General features: G+C 34.3%; 14 protein-coding genes. All 14 read left to right on the top strand.

Features of this window, described 5'->3' with window-relative positions:
• Positions 1-192: 192 nt before the first annotated feature.
• The 14 genes from BTU61_RS00780 to BTU61_RS00715 all read left to right on the top strand — a co-directional run bounded on the left by BTU61_RS00780 (position 193) and on the right by BTU61_RS00715 (position 17,262).
• Complete coding sequence (locus BTU61_RS00780) at positions 193-891, top strand: SDR family NAD(P)-dependent oxidoreductase (protein WP_200771918.1); 699 nt, start codon at positions 193-195, stop codon at positions 889-891.
• Positions 892-941: 50 nt separating this feature from the next.
• Positions 942-3,782, top strand: a complete 2,841-nt coding sequence (locus tag BTU61_RS00775) for an AMP-binding protein (protein ID WP_200771917.1) — start codon at positions 942-944, stop codon at positions 3,780-3,782.
• Between the two features lie 11 nt (positions 3,783-3,793).
• Positions 3,794-5,638, top strand: a complete 1,845-nt coding sequence (locus BTU61_RS00770) for a nucleoside/nucleotide kinase family protein (RefSeq protein ID WP_200771916.1) — start codon at positions 3,794-3,796, stop codon at positions 5,636-5,638.
• Positions 5,611-6,624, top strand: a complete 1,014-nt coding sequence (locus BTU61_RS00765; protein ID WP_200771915.1) for a hypothetical protein — start codon at positions 5,611-5,613, stop codon at positions 6,622-6,624. The genes BTU61_RS00770 and BTU61_RS00765 overlap by 28 nt, the downstream gene beginning before the upstream one ends.
• Positions 6,621-7,277, top strand: coding sequence for an HAD family hydrolase (locus tag BTU61_RS00760; protein ID WP_200771914.1), 657 nt, complete (start codon positions 6,621-6,623; stop codon positions 7,275-7,277). The genes BTU61_RS00765 and BTU61_RS00760 overlap by 4 nt, the downstream gene beginning before the upstream one ends.
• 10 nt (positions 7,278-7,287) lie before the next feature.
• Entirely contained in the window at positions 7,288-7,773 is a 486-nt protein-coding gene (locus tag BTU61_RS00755; protein WP_200771913.1) for an LbetaH domain-containing protein, read from the top strand.
• A 28-nt stretch (positions 7,774-7,801) separates the two neighbouring features.
• Entirely contained in the window at positions 7,802-9,037 is a 1,236-nt protein-coding gene (locus BTU61_RS00750; RefSeq protein ID WP_200771912.1) for an ATP-grasp domain-containing protein, read from the top strand.
• Positions 9,038-9,073: 36 nt separating this feature from the next.
• Positions 9,074-10,285, top strand: a complete 1,212-nt coding sequence (locus BTU61_RS00745; RefSeq protein ID WP_200771911.1) for an MFS transporter — start codon at positions 9,074-9,076, stop codon at positions 10,283-10,285.
• 483 nt (positions 10,286-10,768) lie between these two features.
• A complete protein-coding gene (locus BTU61_RS00740; RefSeq protein ID WP_200771910.1) occupies positions 10,769-12,631 on the top strand; it encodes an XRE family transcriptional regulator in 1,863 nt (620 codons plus the stop codon).
• Between the two features lie 195 nt (positions 12,632-12,826).
• Positions 12,827-13,324 (top strand): DUF7768 domain-containing protein, encoded by a 498-nt coding sequence (locus BTU61_RS00735; protein ID WP_200772067.1) that lies wholly within the window; start codon positions 12,827-12,829, stop codon positions 13,322-13,324.
• 13 nt (positions 13,325-13,337) lie between these two features.
• Entirely contained in the window at positions 13,338-13,634 is a 297-nt protein-coding gene (locus tag BTU61_RS00730; protein WP_200771909.1) for an rRNA biogenesis protein rrp5, read from the top strand.
• Positions 13,618-14,760: a DUF2800 domain-containing protein gene (locus BTU61_RS00725; protein ID WP_200771908.1), complete on the top strand. Its 1,143-nt coding sequence runs from the start codon at positions 13,618-13,620 to the stop codon at positions 14,758-14,760. The genes BTU61_RS00730 and BTU61_RS00725 overlap by 17 nt, the downstream gene beginning before the upstream one ends.
• 1 nt (position 14,761) lies before the next feature.
• Positions 14,762-15,295 carry a DUF2815 family protein gene (locus BTU61_RS00720; protein ID WP_200771907.1) on the top strand — a complete coding sequence of 178 codons (534 nt, stop codon included), beginning with the start codon at positions 14,762-14,764 and terminating at the stop codon, positions 15,293-15,295.
• A 35-nt stretch (positions 15,296-15,330) separates the two neighbouring features.
• Positions 15,331-17,262 carry a DNA polymerase gene (locus BTU61_RS00715; RefSeq protein WP_200771906.1) on the top strand — a complete coding sequence of 644 codons (1,932 nt, stop codon included), beginning with the start codon at positions 15,331-15,333 and terminating at the stop codon, positions 17,260-17,262.
• The last annotated feature ends 3 nt before the right edge of the window (positions 17,263-17,265 follow it).

Here is a 17,265-nt window from a genome sequence, read left to right as displayed (position 1 = left end):
TATTATACAATAAATCAAAAGAAAAGGAGTAAATAGATGAAAAATATTTTAAAAGTTATACCAATTTTTCTATTGTTTTTGGATATTATCATTATTGTAGGTGGATAAATTGCTTAGGTGTACACCTAAGTCTATAGGAGCTCCTATAGACTTAGTCTAGATAGTAAATTCTTTTAGTTAGGAGGGTAATGAGTGAAAGTTGTAGTAATTACTGGTGGCAAAAGTGGAATTGGAAGTGCAACTGTTGATATTTTTCTTAATAATAATTATCAGGTTGTAGTTCTTGATAAAGAAGAGGTGGGAAAATCTCATCCAAAATTATTATATTACAATTGCGATATATCTGATGAGCATATGGTTAAAAATGTCTTTGAAGAAATTTATAAAAAATTTTGTAAGATTGATGTTTTAATTAATTGTGCTGGAATTCAAATTTTAGAAGAATGGCATTCAATCAGTACAGTTCATTGGAATAAAGTAATCAAAAATAATTTGTATGGTACCTTTTACTGTTTGAATCAGGCGACTAAATATTTGAACAGAGGAGGAGCTGTCGTAAATGTTACCTCAATTCATGCTAAATCTCCAAGAATAAATAACTATCCTTACGATATTTCTAAAGCTGGAATAGAGTTGTTGGGAAAAGAGCTTGCAATTGAATTGGGGCGTAAAGGAATCAGAGTGAATAATGTTGCTCCAGGCTGTATTGATACACCTATGAATACAGATATTGATTTAACTAGTCAAGTAATTCGAGATAAGATTCCTATTGGGAGAGCAGGACAGCCGGAGGAAGTTGCAAAAGTCATATATTTTTTATCAACTGATAGCTCTAGTTACATTCATGGGGTGACTCTGACTGTGGATGGGGGAAGAAATTTGATAAAGTGAAGTTGACGAATGTTTTATTAACAATACATAAGTATAAAGGAGCGCTAAATATGGAGATATTGAAAAGATTACAATATCATGTTGAAAAATACCCAAATAAGTCTGTGCTTATTTCAAAAGAGTATTCATTAACTTTTAGTGAAATTGAGAACATTTCTAATTATATAGCAGGAAAAATAATAAGTGGATCAGTTAAGAGTGTCATACCGTTTGTTGTTAAAGATACTGTGTACGTTTTACCTATCGTTTTAGGAATTTTAAAGTCAGGAAAAATCCCTCTTCCTCTAATTCAGGGGATAGATTTTACGAAAGCGATAGAAAGAGTTCAAGATGTAGATTTTGATATGGTATTAACTGATTTTCTATTAGATAATCAGGTAGTAGATTTGAATATTTTCTGTATTGGCAATCTAAACTTCATAAAAAAATCAAAGTATCCTTATTATCCAGTAGTAAGTGATGATAATTTAACATACATTATTTGTACTTCAGGAACAACTGGAATACCCAAAAAAGTATTTTTAACAGAAGATAATATATGTTGGCTTCTGGATGAATTTTATAAAATAGTAAACTTTGGCACCAATTCAAAATTTCTATTTACAACACCATATACTTTTGACGTTTCGTTAACTGAGATACTAGCTCCAGTGTTTACAGGAGGAACATTGATTTGTATTGATGTTAATGTTCAAACATTAAAGGAAATGTCATCTGTTATCAAGAAGTATTCAATAACTCATCTATCTTGCCCACCTTCGTTAGCAGAGATGTTACTAGAAACGGCTGGAGAAAATATATTTGAGGGTTTGCAATCGTTGAGCATTGCTGGTGAGGAATTTTCTGTCAACTTATCAAAAAAGTTAAAACGTACAATTGAAAAGGGTTGCGAGGTTTATAATTTTTATGGGCCAAGTGAAACAACCATATATGCAACATACTATCTTGTTAAAGGAGATGAAAAAGATCATGTTCCAATAGGGAAGCCGATTCCAGGAGCTAAAATTAAAGTCTTACCTCAGAAAGAAGAGAATTCAAATGGAGGAGAATTAGCTATTGGTGGAAAAGGAGTCAGTAGAGGCTATTTGTTACAACCAAACTTAAGTGAAAATAGATTTAAAGTATTGGATGAAAGCCGATTCTATTTGTCTGGAGATTTTGTTTATTATAACGAAAATTTAGATTTAGTCTTTGAAGGCAGAAAAGATAGTCAAATTAAGATTAATGGGATAAGATTAGAGATTGAAGAATTGAATTCTATAGTTTCCTCTATCGAAAAAGTATTATCTACTAAAATTGTATATAGTAATAAAGTGCTTTACATTTTTTATAAATCAGAATTTGACTGTTCTAAATTGATTACAGAAAGCCTCCCATCATATTTGAAACCTAAAATAATCAAGGTTGATGAATATCTTTTTACATTTAATAGGAAATTAGATGTGAAGAGGATGATAGAGGCTTACTATAATAAAAAGGATGATTTGGAGAGAACAGTAAAAATAAAAGAGAAAGACATATTAAATAAGATTAATGAGATTGTAGTTAAATATGGTGTTCTTTCTATTAATGAACTAGATTCTTTAGATACAGTAAGATTTTTTTTAGATATTGAAGAAGAATTTAAAATTAAGATTGACAGTGCTAGCTTAGTTTCTTTGAATGATACGGAAAAAATATTACTCTATATTAAGGAGTTTGAGAATAATTTGGGGGATACAAAAGAACCAACGGTTGTAAGAAAGTATCAAAAAGAAACAGATATACTAAATTTAAAAATTAAACTAGAACAAATAGACTTAGATACAAATGCAGTGGAAATTCCATTAACATGTACTCAAAAAAAATTAAAAAATAGTCCAGGAATTCCAATTATACATTGTGAATTTCGTGTTAATGAGGTGAATACTCATGTTTATCATAGAGTCGTGGATGTAGTCTCTAAGATTTCAAAAAGGATTGACTTATTGAGAACGTTTATTGTAAGAGATGGGAACAATGTAACGTTTAAAAGAATGGAATATGGTAAAATTATCCCTACTGTAGTTGTATTTCAAAATTTTCTTTCTGATGATCAAATGGTTAACATTCTAAAGGAGCAGCCAATAACACCAGTTCCAGTAGCTGTGATATCTTTGGAACAAAAGATAGTTAGATTCTATTTTTTCTATCATTCGATTGATGCATCCTCACTCAATATGCTATCAAAAATGTTAAATAACCTCTATGAAGGAACTCTTTTAGAAGATGATATCCCAATTAGTTCGTTTTATAACTATATAAACTTTATTAACCAGAAAACTTCTAATATTAAAATTAAAGATTGTTTAGACCTTATTCCTCGAGAAGAAGGGGAAGTAGCTATCTATAATGAAGAAGAGGTATTCGTGACTACTATTCAAATAGATAGCGAAAAAAATAAAGATGTAAATATCTATTCCGTGTTCCGCATATGCCAGCATATACTTAAATACCAAAATAGCAATAATATAGTAGTTTCAATATCTTATAATTTTAGAGACTTTAGGGGATTTGATGCTTCCCATACAATAGGCGATGTTCATACTAAAATTCCTATCATAATCAAAAGAGATGAAGATTATACTATATTTGAAAATAGATTTAAAAAAATTTTAGCGAGTTATGCAGAAGGATTAGATATAAGATGTCGTGTTTTTAGTGTTTCGCCACAGACAAATAGTATAGAAGAGAAAGAGTTGTTACAGCGTTGGAATAATATTTCTTTATCATTCAACTATATAGGTGAAGTACTTGATCCAGATGAGGTTGTTAAAAATTATAGAGAAGGAAATTTTTCAAATAGAAGTGTTATTCTATTCAGTAATAAAGAAAAAATGTACTATATAATGAAAGGTTATTGTTTTAAATAGGTAAAAAACTTATGAATATTTTATGTATTATTTACGACACGACAAAAGAGTCGTTATTGTTTTCTAAATCGGAGAGTGGCTATTATGTTCCTTCACAATCTTTTTATTCTGAAACATATAAAGCCGACAAAGTGGTTGATTATTTATATTTAAACTATAATTTAAATTTGCAAGAATTGGATTTTACTGAGATTTTTTCTAACGAGGAAAATATAATTTTACTTGCTAATGTACAAAAACCGGCTATTTCTAATGGCGAATGGGTTCCGTTATATGAAATAAAAGATATCTCTATAAAGAATATAGAATTAACTTTATTGAAATACATATTTAATTATTTTTTTAGAATAGATAAGTTCCCTAAAGAAACTTTGGAGATTTATTTAAAATGTACCAATAATAGTTTATTAGTAAAATGTAAAGAATTGATTTTTGAACGTAACCCAGGAATGATTTCTTCGGATAGATATGATAATCTGGGAATTAAAATTGTTGATGAATGTGGTGATAGTTCAGAAGTTATCGATTTAATGCCATTTGAAAAGGATCAAAATGAAACTTTAACTTTTGAAAATATTAAAAAAGGCGATTCGTTTTTAGAAGCACTTTACGAAAATGTTATGGAAAAAATCTCTGATCTATATAGTATACGAGTTAGTAGTAATACCCTGTACTTGCCCTCAGTATTTTATGGAATTACAGGAATGACAGAAAGTGGGAAATCTTATTACTCTAAATACATTGATCTAAAAGAAGACTTTTGGAATTTAAAAATAAGAACGTTTATTGAGTCAGCTAAAAAACTGGTAGATAAATCGATTTCATCTTTGTTGGAAACAGTGAGTATACAACAGATGATTGATTTTGCAAGTTATCACTATTTTAAAGAAGCGTTTGTTATTGAAAGTATATATTCAAGAAGATTTCATGAAAAAATGCGAGAGATTCTAAAATATGATTATAAATTAATTTATATAGAGGCTCCAAAAAATATTAGAGAATTTCGTTCTTTGGATTCAATTGTAGAATTCCAAACTAAGGATATCAAAAAAGAGAAATTAGGGATCTCTTTTTTGAAGAGTGAGGCAGATGTAGTAATTGACAATTCCGATACTGCTTCTAATAGCAAGGAACAGATTAATAAAATCTTTTTAACTTATAAAGAGAATAATCCAATTTTAAAACCTATTAGAGATTTTAATGTGAATGAAAAGTTAAAAGATGAGATGATGAATTTTTTTAATTTTATAGTAAATAATTATCAAGATAAAATTCTTCTCTTTTCATATACGGGAAGTACAACAAATAATTCGTATATTGAAGGCTGGAGTGATGTAGATGTATTACTTGTTTTGGAGGAGAACATAATTGATTTTTATAATGAAGTTAATTGTCAAATATCGAAATACTCTTATAAATTTGGTGTCAATATTATTACAAAGGGTGATATTGAAAGAGATAGAGTTGATACAAAAAACTTATTGAATCTATATAATATTTGTAGAGGGTATATAAAACCCAATTATATCAGAAACTTTAAACTCCCAGTACTTAATATAGATAAGATAACTAATATGCAGATTGTAAATAGAAATAATTTTATATCCTCTATAAAAAAACACATTGTACAAGATTCTTTCAATGTTCGAAAAGTATTTAAAGAATGTTTAATTGTTTTTATGATACTTCTGGCTGAAAACGGAAAACTTTGCATAACTTATTCAGAAGTGGTTGAAGGGATGAGGGAAATTAATCATCCGTTAAGTGAATACCTAGAAGATTTGATTTCAAAAATTCCTAATTTAACTATTGAAGAGGTAAGAGAGTTGTGTCAAAAAGTGATAACAAATTTATAATTGATAGAGTTAAGAAAAAGCTCCCTAATAGTGTCATAGAATCAGTTAGATTTGATCAAAATTCAATAAATGGAGTGCTAACAGATAAAAGTGGAAAAAAATTTTTTAAAATATCTTCAATTGAATCTATAAATCGTGAGAGAATGGGACAACTTAAATATAGTAAATTTAATCAGTGTCCTAAAGTATTAGGTACTTATAGACTAGATGAAGAGAATTCAGTAATTTTGCTTGAATATATTGAGGCAGTAGCAAATTATGAAAACTCCTTATATTTTATTCTAGAGAATGAAGAAGATAATGAGGAAATATGTAAAAGAATATTAAATAACTACTTCCAAACTTTTGACGCCAAACAAATTTATTATAGCGACGATGATATGATTGATAACTATCAATATAATAAATTTTTTTATCAACGTATCAATAGACTTGAAATGATTAGTACAGAAGATCTACTGTTTAAAAGTATCATTGATGAAACTCTATTTTACATTTCTAATATAGAGCTAGAATCAATGAGATTTTTAACGCATGGTGATCCTAGTGATATGAACTTTAATACTTTTGAAATATTTATTGATTTTGAAGAAGCTGATTATAATGATATTTTCTTAGAGTTTGTCATTTTATTTTGGAATTTCTTTATTGGTGGTAGTTACCTATTTCCTAAATATAATAGAACAAAATATAATAATAAAACATTTAGTAACTATAGTGGAATTACTAACAACAGAAAGTGTGTGTTAGTATACTGTATTAGTAAGATGAAAGAAATTTGCAGTATAAATAAAATTAGTAATAATAAAAAGATAAGGTATTGCTTAATTTTCCGAATTTTATCAGTATTACCATACGATAAATTAGATAAGGATGATAAAAAAATGATTGCTGATTTAGTTAAGTTAGTTAATAGTTGGAATTGGGAATGTGATGAAGTAATCTGGGATAATCTTTCAAGATTGGTTTCGGGTGAGTTGCTATGAAAGGTATCTTGAGGCATAAACAAGTAATAGTATTTGATTTTGATGGTTTATTGGTGAATACAGAAGAAATTTACTGGGATGGATGGAAGTTTGCATTTCAAGAAAATAATATATCAGTGTCGAATCAGTTAATAAGTAGCTTTACAGGTAAGTCGATTGAAGAAGTTGATAGATTATTACTGAATCAGGGAATTGATTTCAAAATGTTGCAAAGACTTCGAGAATTTAGGGAGAAATATATTATAGAAATGATTGATTCACCTGCTGTAACACTTCTTCCAGGAGTAAAAGAATTTTTAGACTACTCTATTTCAAAATATAAGTTAGCTATTTGTACATCATCACCACGAAAACGTCTAGAAAAAGTACTTAATTCATTAGGTATTCTTTGCTATTTTGATAAGATTGTTGCTTATGAAGATACGTTAGAACACAAACCTAGTCCAATGCCCTATAAAAAAATTATTGAACACTACACTACACCGAGCTCTAATATAATTGTTTTTGAGGATTCTTGTTCGGGAGTCCTATCGGCTAAAAAAAATGGTCTTGAAACTCATTGTGTAAATAAATTTTTAACGTCTGAGCATCTAAAAATATGTCTTCCAGATTTCTGTCATAAAAGTTTTTATGAAGTGATGAATAAATTGTAAGGTAGAATCTATGTTAATAAAAGATTTAAGAGCAAATCATCATTTTTGGTCGTGGGTACTTCTAATTATATTTCGGTATGGGCAATTTATTGATAATTTACCTTTACCTAAAATTATAAAATTAATTTTATCTACTCCTTATTTTTTAGGTGATACAATTATTATTGAAGGATTATTACACTGTCATTTTCCTAGAACAGTTAAAATTGAACCTGGAATTTCACTATTTCATCCTTATGGAATTATGCTTAATAGAAATACTGTGATAGGATCTGGTGTAATAATTAGGAATAACGTAACTATAGGTGTGAAACATCAAGGTGAGCCTACGTTTGCAGTTATTGAATCAGGGGTAGACATTGGAGCTGGAGCAAAAATATTGGGAAGTGTAAGAATTGGCCGATATTGTAAAATCGGTGCTAATGCTGTTGTTTTGAAAAATTTTAGTGCTGGAAGCATCATAGCAGGAGTTCCAGCCAAAAAAATCAGAACATAGGATTATAGTTTAGAAAGGAAAAATCGTAATGAAAATTATTTTAAATAGATATTCAGCTAGAATCTTTAGATTAGACTATATTTATGATAATGATAATTTTATTATTCTTGCCCCGAAAGAAAGGGAGAATAAATATGATGAATCTATTAAAAGAGGTGATAGGGAAGCGAAAGTAATTTTCTTAGAAGATTATACTCTACCAAACCTAGTTGTAAAAATCAGAGCTCTTAAAAAGGAATTCTTAATTGATAGTATTACAACACTATGTGAAGAGTATGTGGATTGGGCAGGTTTTCTAGATGATCATTTTGTAGAAAAAAATACCAAATCAGTTTCGAATTTAATGTTTAAAGATAAGTTTTATATGAGGTCTTTTCTAACAGATATTGTAGAGCAACCATATTTTAGATTGCTTGAATCGGAAAATGATTTAAGAATTTTTTGGGAAAAAAGTTGTACAAGTACTGCAATTATAAAGCCTAGACGGGGAGCGGCTTGTATAGGTATTAAAAAAATTGATAAGCAAACTGTTTTAGATGAGAACTATTTTGGAGATCATTTTATTATTGAAGAATTTGTAGATGTAAAAACAATGATTACCTGTGATGGTTATGCTATTGGAAATTCGGTAAAACGATTTTTTGTTCACGATAATGTTAAATTGCTTTTAGAGTCTTTGAGTTCTACAAATGGATACTATTTATTGAGAACAAGTAGGTTATATTCAGATAATGATCTTATCAAATTAATTTTTTCAGAGTGTGAAAAAGTAATTAAGGAATTCTCTGTAAAGGATGAACTAACCCCATTCCATTTTGAATGGTTTGTAGATATCTCTGAGAGACGTGTACTACTTTGTGAAGTTGGCAAACGCTTTGGAGGGGGAGATATTCCTGACTTAATTAATGATGTTTACAATGTAAATGTTCTCAAAGAATATTGGGAAATTATGTCTTCTTCAGACAATATCAAAAATATTAACTATGGTGAAATTATTAAAGTGCCTAAAAAAATTTCAGCAACTTTTGCTCTTTATAAACAAGCTGGGCATGTCCAAAGTATTCCAGATGAAAAGGAGTTATCCTGGGCAGAGATGGTTTATTTACCTTTAAAAATTGGAGAATATGTTCAAGCCGCAGAGAATATTGTGGAAAATGCTTTGATGGTTCGTTTTCAGGCTAGAAATGAAATTGAATTAGAAGAAAGAATCGAGAAACTAGACACATTCTCAAAAGGAATTATCTATTCTAAGCTTGATAATTAATTTTGTTTCGTTGAAAAATTAGTTCAGGGAAAAGATATGAGAAAAAATGAAAAAATAAATATAGCTAATTTTGTTAGTAGTAGAGGAATATCCAGGTTTGGCGACATACTATTTGACTTTGCTAATAGTACTTTTTTGTCTAGTATAAACTCCAAATCCTTATTTCTGATTGGTATTTATCAAGCAGCTGAAAATTTAATTGGTATATTATTTAACCTACTAGGCGGTGTAATAGCTGATCGATTTAAAAGAAAGAAGATTTTGCTTTCAACTAATATTATTAGTGGGATAGGGTGTATCATTTTATCTTTTATAACTGTGGAAAAATGGTTGATATATGGAATTGTTTTAACGAATATAATTTTGGCAGTCCTTAGTTCATTCTCTTCGCCGTCTTATAAATCATTTACTAAGGAGATTGTTGAGAAGAATAATATTTCAAAACTTAATTCTTACTTAGAAGTAGTTAGTACTACAGTAAAAGTTGTAGTACCATTGATTTCTGTATTTTTATACGATAAATTAGGAATTCATGGTGTATTATTATTAGATGGCATAACTTTTCTTTTCTCTGGCATACTAATATTATTTATTAAACCAGAGTTAACAGAACGTATGGACAACAATAAAATATCTATCAAAGATATTTTCGTTGATTTAGTAATGGGCTTTAAATATTTGTTAGAATATAAAGTAGTATTTAATTTAATAATTCTATCAGCTTTGATAAATTTTTTTCTTGCAGCATACAATTTATTACTACCTTATAGTGGTTTAATGTTTCCTAAGATTTCAAGTGGATTATATGGTACAATACTTACTGCAGAAGCTACTGGCGGCTTATTGGGTGCAATTCTAAGTTCTTTGACTAACAAAAGTTTAAATCCCTCTAAAATGACATTATACTTAGGACTTTCGGGTCTATCTTTGCTGACTACCCCAATTCTTTATTTTATCTTTCAGAGTAGAATAATCATATTAGGACCAGCAATATTTTCATTATTTTTGGCTATATTTAATATTCAATTTTTTTCCTATGTGCAACAAAATGTTGAAGTTAATTTTTTAGGAAGAATATTTGGAATTATCTATACTGTTGCAGTGTTATTTATGCCAATTGGTACGATTATATTTACAATTGCATTAAAACCGACATTTCAATTTAATTTTACAATTATTGGAGCATCAATTTTATTGTTATCTGGCGTATTTTATAATTTATTTAAAAAGTATTCAATAAGAAAATAAAAATTGAGTAAATGGAAACTAATATAAATAACTTATTAGGCAATGAGAACAACATAATATCGGGAAAGGGTATACAACAGGGCTTAAAACTGAGGTTATGATTCCAATTAACTCTGGAGGGGGTTATCAACTTCCGTGAATGAATCTGGATTCTTTGATTTCAAACAAAGTGTGACTTTGATTGCTCCAGGGGAATCGGACCATAAGTCCTATGTGATTGAAGTGGATGGATAGAATTCAAAAAAATTTTTGAAAATACTTTAAAAATTTTTTTGAATTTGATATACTAAATATAGCAAGATGAAAATAAAGCATAGAAGTTGCTTATAAAAAGGTTGAAATAACAAACTTATTATGGGATATACAAAACCTATAATACTCTGAATAAATCGAAGTGAAACTTTGTGAGCTAGATCTTGCTTCACTTTCTAGTTTCCTTTAGATTTTTAGTGAGTATAAATAAATTTCAAGGGAGGCATTCGTATGTCGTTTATATCAACCATCCAAAATAATTTTTATAATTATTTATTTATTGAGCTTCATTCCTATGTTTTTAACCATAGAGAGTCTATTGAAATTCCTAGCCGTCGAAAGGGGCGAATCCTCTCCATCAAGTTAGACGCTTTTACCATCAAAAAGATGTTAGCTAGTAATCTAGTAAATGGTTTGATCGAATCGGACCTGAAAGTGATAGCTCATCTGGCCGTCCGTGTTCAGACGAAGTTTGATATGGAGTTGGATAATGCGGATATACAGTTGTTCGTGAGGATCAGGTATCACTTAGAAAATGGACTATCTCAACTGGAAATCTTACAAATCAAATCGTATGTTCATTCAAATGAGAAGGGACCGATTCCGTATTTCTCAACTGAATTTGTTCCTTATATCCGATCCAAGGATATGGACAAAATCGCTGAGGGCATTTTAGAGGCTTATTATCCTGATATGCTAGTTTCTCCGATGGGCCTTCCGATTTACGACTTTGCAGAAAAGCTAGGAGTCGTTATTGAGGAAGGAACTTTGTCGAAAGATGGCTCTATCTTTGGTGAGATGGTTTTTAAAGATAGTTTAGTGACTTTCTTTGAAAACGATCAAGAATTAAAAAGAATGGTGCCAGGCGGGACCGTCTTAGTGGATCCACAGGTTAAAGGACTTCGGAATCAAGGAAGCTATAACAACACCATTATTCATGAGTGTGTCCATTGGCTCTTGCACCGGACGCATAATGAATTCAGGAGTTTGTTAGGGAGTGAGGAAACCAAATTTTCCAGTCAGTTGAACCCTCCCGCTATTAAAGAGGGGAAGTGGACGCCTTATGACTGGATGGAGTGGCAGGCAAATGGCATAGCTGCTCGGATTCTGATGCCTCAGAAAACCACCAAGATGATGGTGCAGAAGTTGGTAAGAAAACATTCTTTGAAGTTTGATTCAGCTGATCGTGTGAAGATGTTGAAGAAGGTAATAGATGACCTAGCTCACTTTTTTCATGTTTCACGCTGGGCGGTTAAAATTCGGTTGATGCAGTTAGGTTATACGGAATTTGAGGGTATATACAAGTATATGGGTCACCATTACATCAAGAGTTATACCTTTGAAGCCAATGCTATTCAAAATAACCAGACTTTTACCATCTCCTTTCAAAATGCTTGCCATCTCAACTTTCACAATGACCGCTTTCGGGAGGTCATGGATTCAGGAAGGTATGTTTATGTTGACTCGCATTTCTGCCTAAACAGTGAGAAGTATGTCAAAAAGATTGAACTGGGTGTTTATCAGATGACGGACTATGCTTATTCCCACATGGATGAGTGCTGTCTGGTATTTGACATTCACTACAAAGGGAAACAGAGCATCAGCTCCATGGACTTTAATAACTATATCCTGTACCGTGGAAACTTACCTGAGTTAAACATTGAGCTGGACTTCTCTGAACACCTGATCGAGATTCGTTCCCTTCCGGAATACACAGGTCAGATTTTCCCGGAGATTATGCGCATCATGGCTACGCTTCCTAATCACTTTTGTGGGACCATGCGTTCCCATCGAGATCGGAAACATTGCAGTCAAGAGAAGTTGGTTGAATACAGTGGTCTCAGTATCTCTACCATCGCTCGAATGGAAACGCAACATGACAATGTGAATAAGATAGAGAATATTGTGGCGGTGTGTATCGCATTAAAACTTTATCCAGACTTTAGTTTTGATCTGATTGAGAAAAGCAATTGCCGTTTTAACAATCAGGTTCCTCACCATAGTGCTTACAAAATGATACTTAGGAATTGTTACCACCTGTCCTTGGAAGAGGTGAATCAGCTCCTATCATCCATGGATGTCAAAACGATTTGAAAAAATTATTTTGAACCCTTCATTTTTTGAAGGGTTCTTTTTTGCATTTTAATAGGCTTTTTACATAAGGGGAGACTTCTAAACCCGCATTCTTAGGTTTAAAAGACCTTCATTTTTTGCTCTGTTATATTTCACCAAATGGTTTTATACTAGTCTTGTGAGTCGGAGATGGCCATCACCAGTAACTCCAAAAAAATGATGAAGGACGGATTTTTCCGAATGAAAACAGTATTTATATGTTCACCCTACCGAGGGAATGTTGCAGAAAATGAAAAGAAGGCCATTGCCTATTCTAAGCAAGCTTCCAAAGCTGGTTATGTGCCCCTTGCTCCACATTTACTTTTGACACAGTTCTTAAATGACCGAAATCCTGAAGAGCGAATTCAAGGGCTAACCATGGGGCAGGAGCTTTTAAAGCGGTGCGATGAGATTTGGGTCTATGGTCCCAATATCTCTCAAGGTATGAAGTATGAGATTGAAACGGCGAAAGAGTTGGGAAAAACTTTCCGATTATTCCATGAGAATGGTCAGCCTATTAATCCACATACCATGGAAATTGATGACCGGGTAGAACCTTTGTTTGCACTCCAATGCAGCGGACATAAGGTTCGCTATGCAGGAGAAAAGAATCCAAAAGTTACTAATACTAAAGATTCTGTTTGGTCGAAGTTTCCAAGCATGTTCTTAGAATAAGAAAGGAAAAGCTATGGCACAAATGAAAAGACTAGAAACCGTTATCTCCAACTTACGGATGCTGGCAGACAGTCTGGAAGAACTATGTGGTGCAGTCAACCCTACAGATGAAGTATCTGTTAAAAAAACTGAAAAGGTTTCATCACCAACTATCTCCATTGAAGATATCCGCAAAGTTCTGGCTGAAAAATCTCGGGTAGGCAAGACAGAACAGGTACGAGAACTCCTTCAAAAGTATGGAGCAAACAAGCTCTCTGCAGTAGAAGAAAAGCGCTATTCTTCACTTCTTGAAGATGCGAAAGGACTCTGATATGGCAGAAAAACAACACGCTCTATTATCAGCATCCTCCAGCCACCGCTGGCTGACGGTGCCGCCTCTTGCTCGCTTAGAGGAATTCTTTGAACACAAGACTAATCCTGCAGCAGAAGAGGGGACACTGGCCCATGCTCTAGCTGAGTATAAGCTGAAAAGTGCACTTCGGATAGAAGCAGAAGAACCTGAAGGTGAATTGACGCTTGAGATGGAACAAGCCACGGAAGATTATGTTGCCTTCATCATAGATGAGTTTGAACAACTAAAACAAAGTACCAGTGATCCAATTGTTCTCATTGAGCAGAAAGTTGATTTTTCTCTCTATGTTCCAGAAGGATTTGGGACGGCTGACTGCGTCATTGTGGCAGACAACATTCTTCATGTCGTTGACTTTAAGTATGGTAAAGGTGTCCTTGTTGAAGCCGAGAACAACCCGCAGATGAAGCTCTATGCCCTGGGAGCCTTGGAGCTCTATGATGCTCTCTATGATATTGAGGACATCAAGATGACCATTTTTCAGCCACGAAAAGGCAATGTCTCAACGGCCATTTTACAGCGAGAAGATTTGCTAGAGTGGGCTGAGACGGAGCTGAAACCGAAGGCTGAACTGGCCTTTAAAGGAGAAGGGGAGGTCACCTATGGTCCTTGGTGTCAGTTCTCTCCTTGTAATGCTGTTCTTAGGGCACGAATGGACTATCATAAAGAGCTTGAACAATTCCAGTTGGCTTCCCCTCATCTTTTGACGGATGGCGAGATTGAAGAAATTCTTCTTCATGTGGATGACCTGGTCAAATGGGCGACAGAGGTGAAAGACTATGCGACCAAGGTGGCCATTGATACTCATAAATCATGGAATGGGTTTAAGCTCGTTGAAGGCCGCTCTATCCGTCAGTTCACTGATGAAGATGAAGTGGCCAAACTAGCAGAGGCAGAAGGCTTCACCGATATCTATAAACAAAGTCTGGTTTCTCTGACTGAACTCGAGAAACGGATGGGCAAAAAAGAATTTAACCGAGTGTTAAGTCACTTGGTTCGCAAACCTCAGGGCAAGTTAACCCTTGTTCCTGAAAATGATAAACGAAAAGAATATATTCCAGCAGCAGCTGAATTTGGAGGAAACTAATATGTCAAAAGAAACAAAAGTAATCGTCCCTGGCCGTCTGTCCTATGCCAATGTATGGGAACCGCAATCCATTAATGGTTCTGAACCAAAATATTCTGTATCGGTCATTATTCCAAAGAGCGATAAGGCCACCATTCAGAAAATCCAACAAGCTGTAGAGCAAGCGAAACAAGAAGCTATTTCAAAATTTGGCGGGAAAATTCCAGCCAATCTGAAACTGCCACTCCGAGATGGAGATATTGACCGGCCGGATGATGAAGCTTATGCCAATAGCTATTTCATTAACTGTAATTCCAAACAAAAGCCGCAGGTCGTAGACCAGCAGGTGCAGCCGATTCTTGACCAGGCGGAAGTCTATTCAGGCTGTTATGGTCGGGTTTCTGTTACCTTCTATGGTTTTAATTCCAACGGAAATCGTGGGGTTGCAGCTGGTCTTGGAAACATTCAAAAATTGAAAGATGGAGAGCCACTAGGTGGCCGAGTTCGCGCAGAAGATGAATTCGATACCTTGGATGATGACGACTTTCTAGCCTGAGGTGGGTCTCCACCTCTTTACCTATTGGAGGACGGATGAAAACTCTAAGCATTGATATTGAAACTTATTCAGATGTAGACTTAACAAAATGCGGTGTTTACCGCTATGTGGATAGCCCAGCATTTGAGATTTTGCTCTTTGCCTATAAGGAGGACGAAAACGAAACGCAGGTGGTAGACTTGGCTCAGGGGGTGCAGATTCCGGAGGAGATTCTCTTAGCTCTACTCGATGATGCCATTATAAAAACGGCCTTCAATGCCAACTTTGAGAGGGTCTGTCTTTCCAAGTTTCTAGGAGAGCATCTCTCAGCCAGGTCCTGGTCGTGTACGGCAGTGCTTGCAGCAAGTCTGGGCCTACCATTATCCCTTGAAGGAGTGGGACGAGTTCTCAACATAGAAGAACAAAAGATGAAAGAGGGAAGCAGGCTGATTCGCTATTTCTGCCTGCCCTGTAAAGGAACGAAAGTAAATGGTATGCGGGAGCGGAATTTCCCCCATCATGCGCCTGAGGACTGGGAATTATTTAAACGTTACTGCAAGCGAGATGTGGAGGTGGAACAAGCCATTCGAGAGCGCTTAAGAAATTATCCCTTGCTTGAAAGTGAACAGTTTCTCTATCAGCTGGATCAGGAAATCAATGACCGAGGCATAGAAGTAGACTTGCAGTTGGTTGAACAGGCCATTCTTTGTGACCTCTCTTATAAGGAGCAAGTGACGAAGCGTGCCTATGAGATAAGTGGCCTAGAAAATCCTAACTCTGTCTCTCAACTAAAGGGATGGTTAGAAGAACAGGGAGTTTTCATGGACTCGCTAGGAAAGAAAGAGGTGACGAAGCATCTCAAAGAAGCAGAGGGAGAAGTGCTTGAAATGTTAAAGCTGCGTCTCTTGATGTCCAAGACCTCCGTCAAGAAATACCAGGCTATCGAACGCTGTGTTTGTTCAGATGGACGAGTACACGGGCTCTTGCAGTTCTACGGAGCCAATAGAACCGGCCTCTGGGCTGGACGATTGGTCCAAGTGCAGAACCTTCCCCAGAACAAACTCAAGGATTTGTCCCTTGCTAGAACGCTTGTCAAAGAAGGTCAGTTTGAAACCTTGGATACTCTCTATGACAATGTTCCTAGTGTCCTCTCCGAACTCATCCGGACTGCCTTTGTCCCTAAATCAGGTCATCAGTTTATCGTTGCTGACTTTGCAGCGATTGAAGCTCGAGTGTTGGCTTGGCTGTCTGGAGAATCTTGGCGGCTAGATGTTTTTGAACAGGGCGGGGATATCTATTGCGCATCTGCGTCTTCTATGTTTGGAGTACCGGTTGAGAAACACGGTGTTAATAGCCACCTTCGCCAAAAAGGTAAGATTGCGGAGCTGGCTCTTGGCTATGGTGGTTCAGTTGGCGCTTTAACCGCTATGGGAGCACTGGATATGGGACTGGAAGAAGAGGAGTTGCAGCCGCTCGTCAATCAGTGGCGGTCAGCCAATCCACATATTGTCGATTTTTGGTGGGAAATAGATAAGGTCGCAAAGCAGGTATACGAAACAAGAGACCCGAAGAAGATTAAGAATCTCGTCATCAGCTATCAATCTGGCATGCTCTTTATTACGTTGCCTTCAGGTCGTAAATTAGCTTATGTAAAACCTCGCATGGGAATGAACGCATTTGGCAAGCCCGGCTTGACCTATGAAGGGATTGGAGAGAGTAAGAAATGGACAAGGCTTGAGACCTATGGACCAAAGTTAGTGGAAAATATTGTTCAGGGTATCGCCCGAGATTTATTGGCCTATGGCATGGTGCAGCTCGAGCAAAAGGGATTAGCTATTGTTCTTCATGTGCATGATGAAGTGGTGGTCGAAGTGAGAGAAGAGAGTGTGGGAAAAGTCTGCCAGCTACTTGCCACAAAGCCAAACTGGGCCGAAGGTCTGCCTTTACGAGCCGACGGCTATGCCTGTGAATTTTATAAGAAAGATTAAGGA

Origin of the sequence: Streptococcus lactarius (assembly GCF_016642265.1) — a bacterium.
In the GTDB taxonomy this organism is placed as follows: Bacteria; Bacillota; Bacilli; order Lactobacillales; family Streptococcaceae; genus Streptococcus; species Streptococcus lactarius.
Note: the sequence above shows the minus strand (reverse complement) of the source record. Positions and strands in the feature narration are given on the sequence as shown.

What these genes read in the sequence shown, in the direction of transcription:
- BTU61_RS00775 (WP_200771917.1), top strand. Translation starts at nt 942, where the DNA reads ATGGAGATATTGAAAAGATTACAATATCATGTTGAAAAATACCCAAAT.
- BTU61_RS00770 (WP_200771916.1), top strand. Translation starts at nt 3,794, where the DNA reads ATGAATATTTTATGTATTATTTACGACACGACAAAAGAGTCGTTATTG.
- BTU61_RS00760 (WP_200771914.1), top strand. Translation starts at nt 6,621, where the DNA reads ATGAAAGGTATCTTGAGGCATAAACAAGTAATAGTATTTGATTTTGAT.
- BTU61_RS00755 (WP_200771913.1), top strand. Translation starts at nt 7,288, where the DNA reads ATGTTAATAAAAGATTTAAGAGCAAATCATCATTTTTGGTCGTGGGTA.
- BTU61_RS00750 (WP_200771912.1), top strand. Translation starts at nt 7,802, where the DNA reads ATGAAAATTATTTTAAATAGATATTCAGCTAGAATCTTTAGATTAGAC.
- BTU61_RS00745 (WP_200771911.1), top strand. Translation starts at nt 9,074, where the DNA reads ATGAGAAAAAATGAAAAAATAAATATAGCTAATTTTGTTAGTAGTAGA.
- BTU61_RS00740 (WP_200771910.1), top strand. Translation starts at nt 10,769, where the DNA reads ATGTCGTTTATATCAACCATCCAAAATAATTTTTATAATTATTTATTT.
- BTU61_RS00735 (WP_200772067.1), top strand. Translation starts at nt 12,827, where the DNA reads ATGATGAAGGACGGATTTTTCCGAATGAAAACAGTATTTATATGTTCA.
- BTU61_RS00730 (WP_200771909.1), top strand. Translation starts at nt 13,338, where the DNA reads ATGGCACAAATGAAAAGACTAGAAACCGTTATCTCCAACTTACGGATG.
- BTU61_RS00725 (WP_200771908.1), top strand. Translation starts at nt 13,618, where the DNA reads ATGCGAAAGGACTCTGATATGGCAGAAAAACAACACGCTCTATTATCA.
- BTU61_RS00720 (WP_200771907.1), top strand. Translation starts at nt 14,762, where the DNA reads ATGTCAAAAGAAACAAAAGTAATCGTCCCTGGCCGTCTGTCCTATGCC.
- BTU61_RS00715 (WP_200771906.1), top strand. Translation starts at nt 15,331, where the DNA reads ATGAAAACTCTAAGCATTGATATTGAAACTTATTCAGATGTAGACTTA.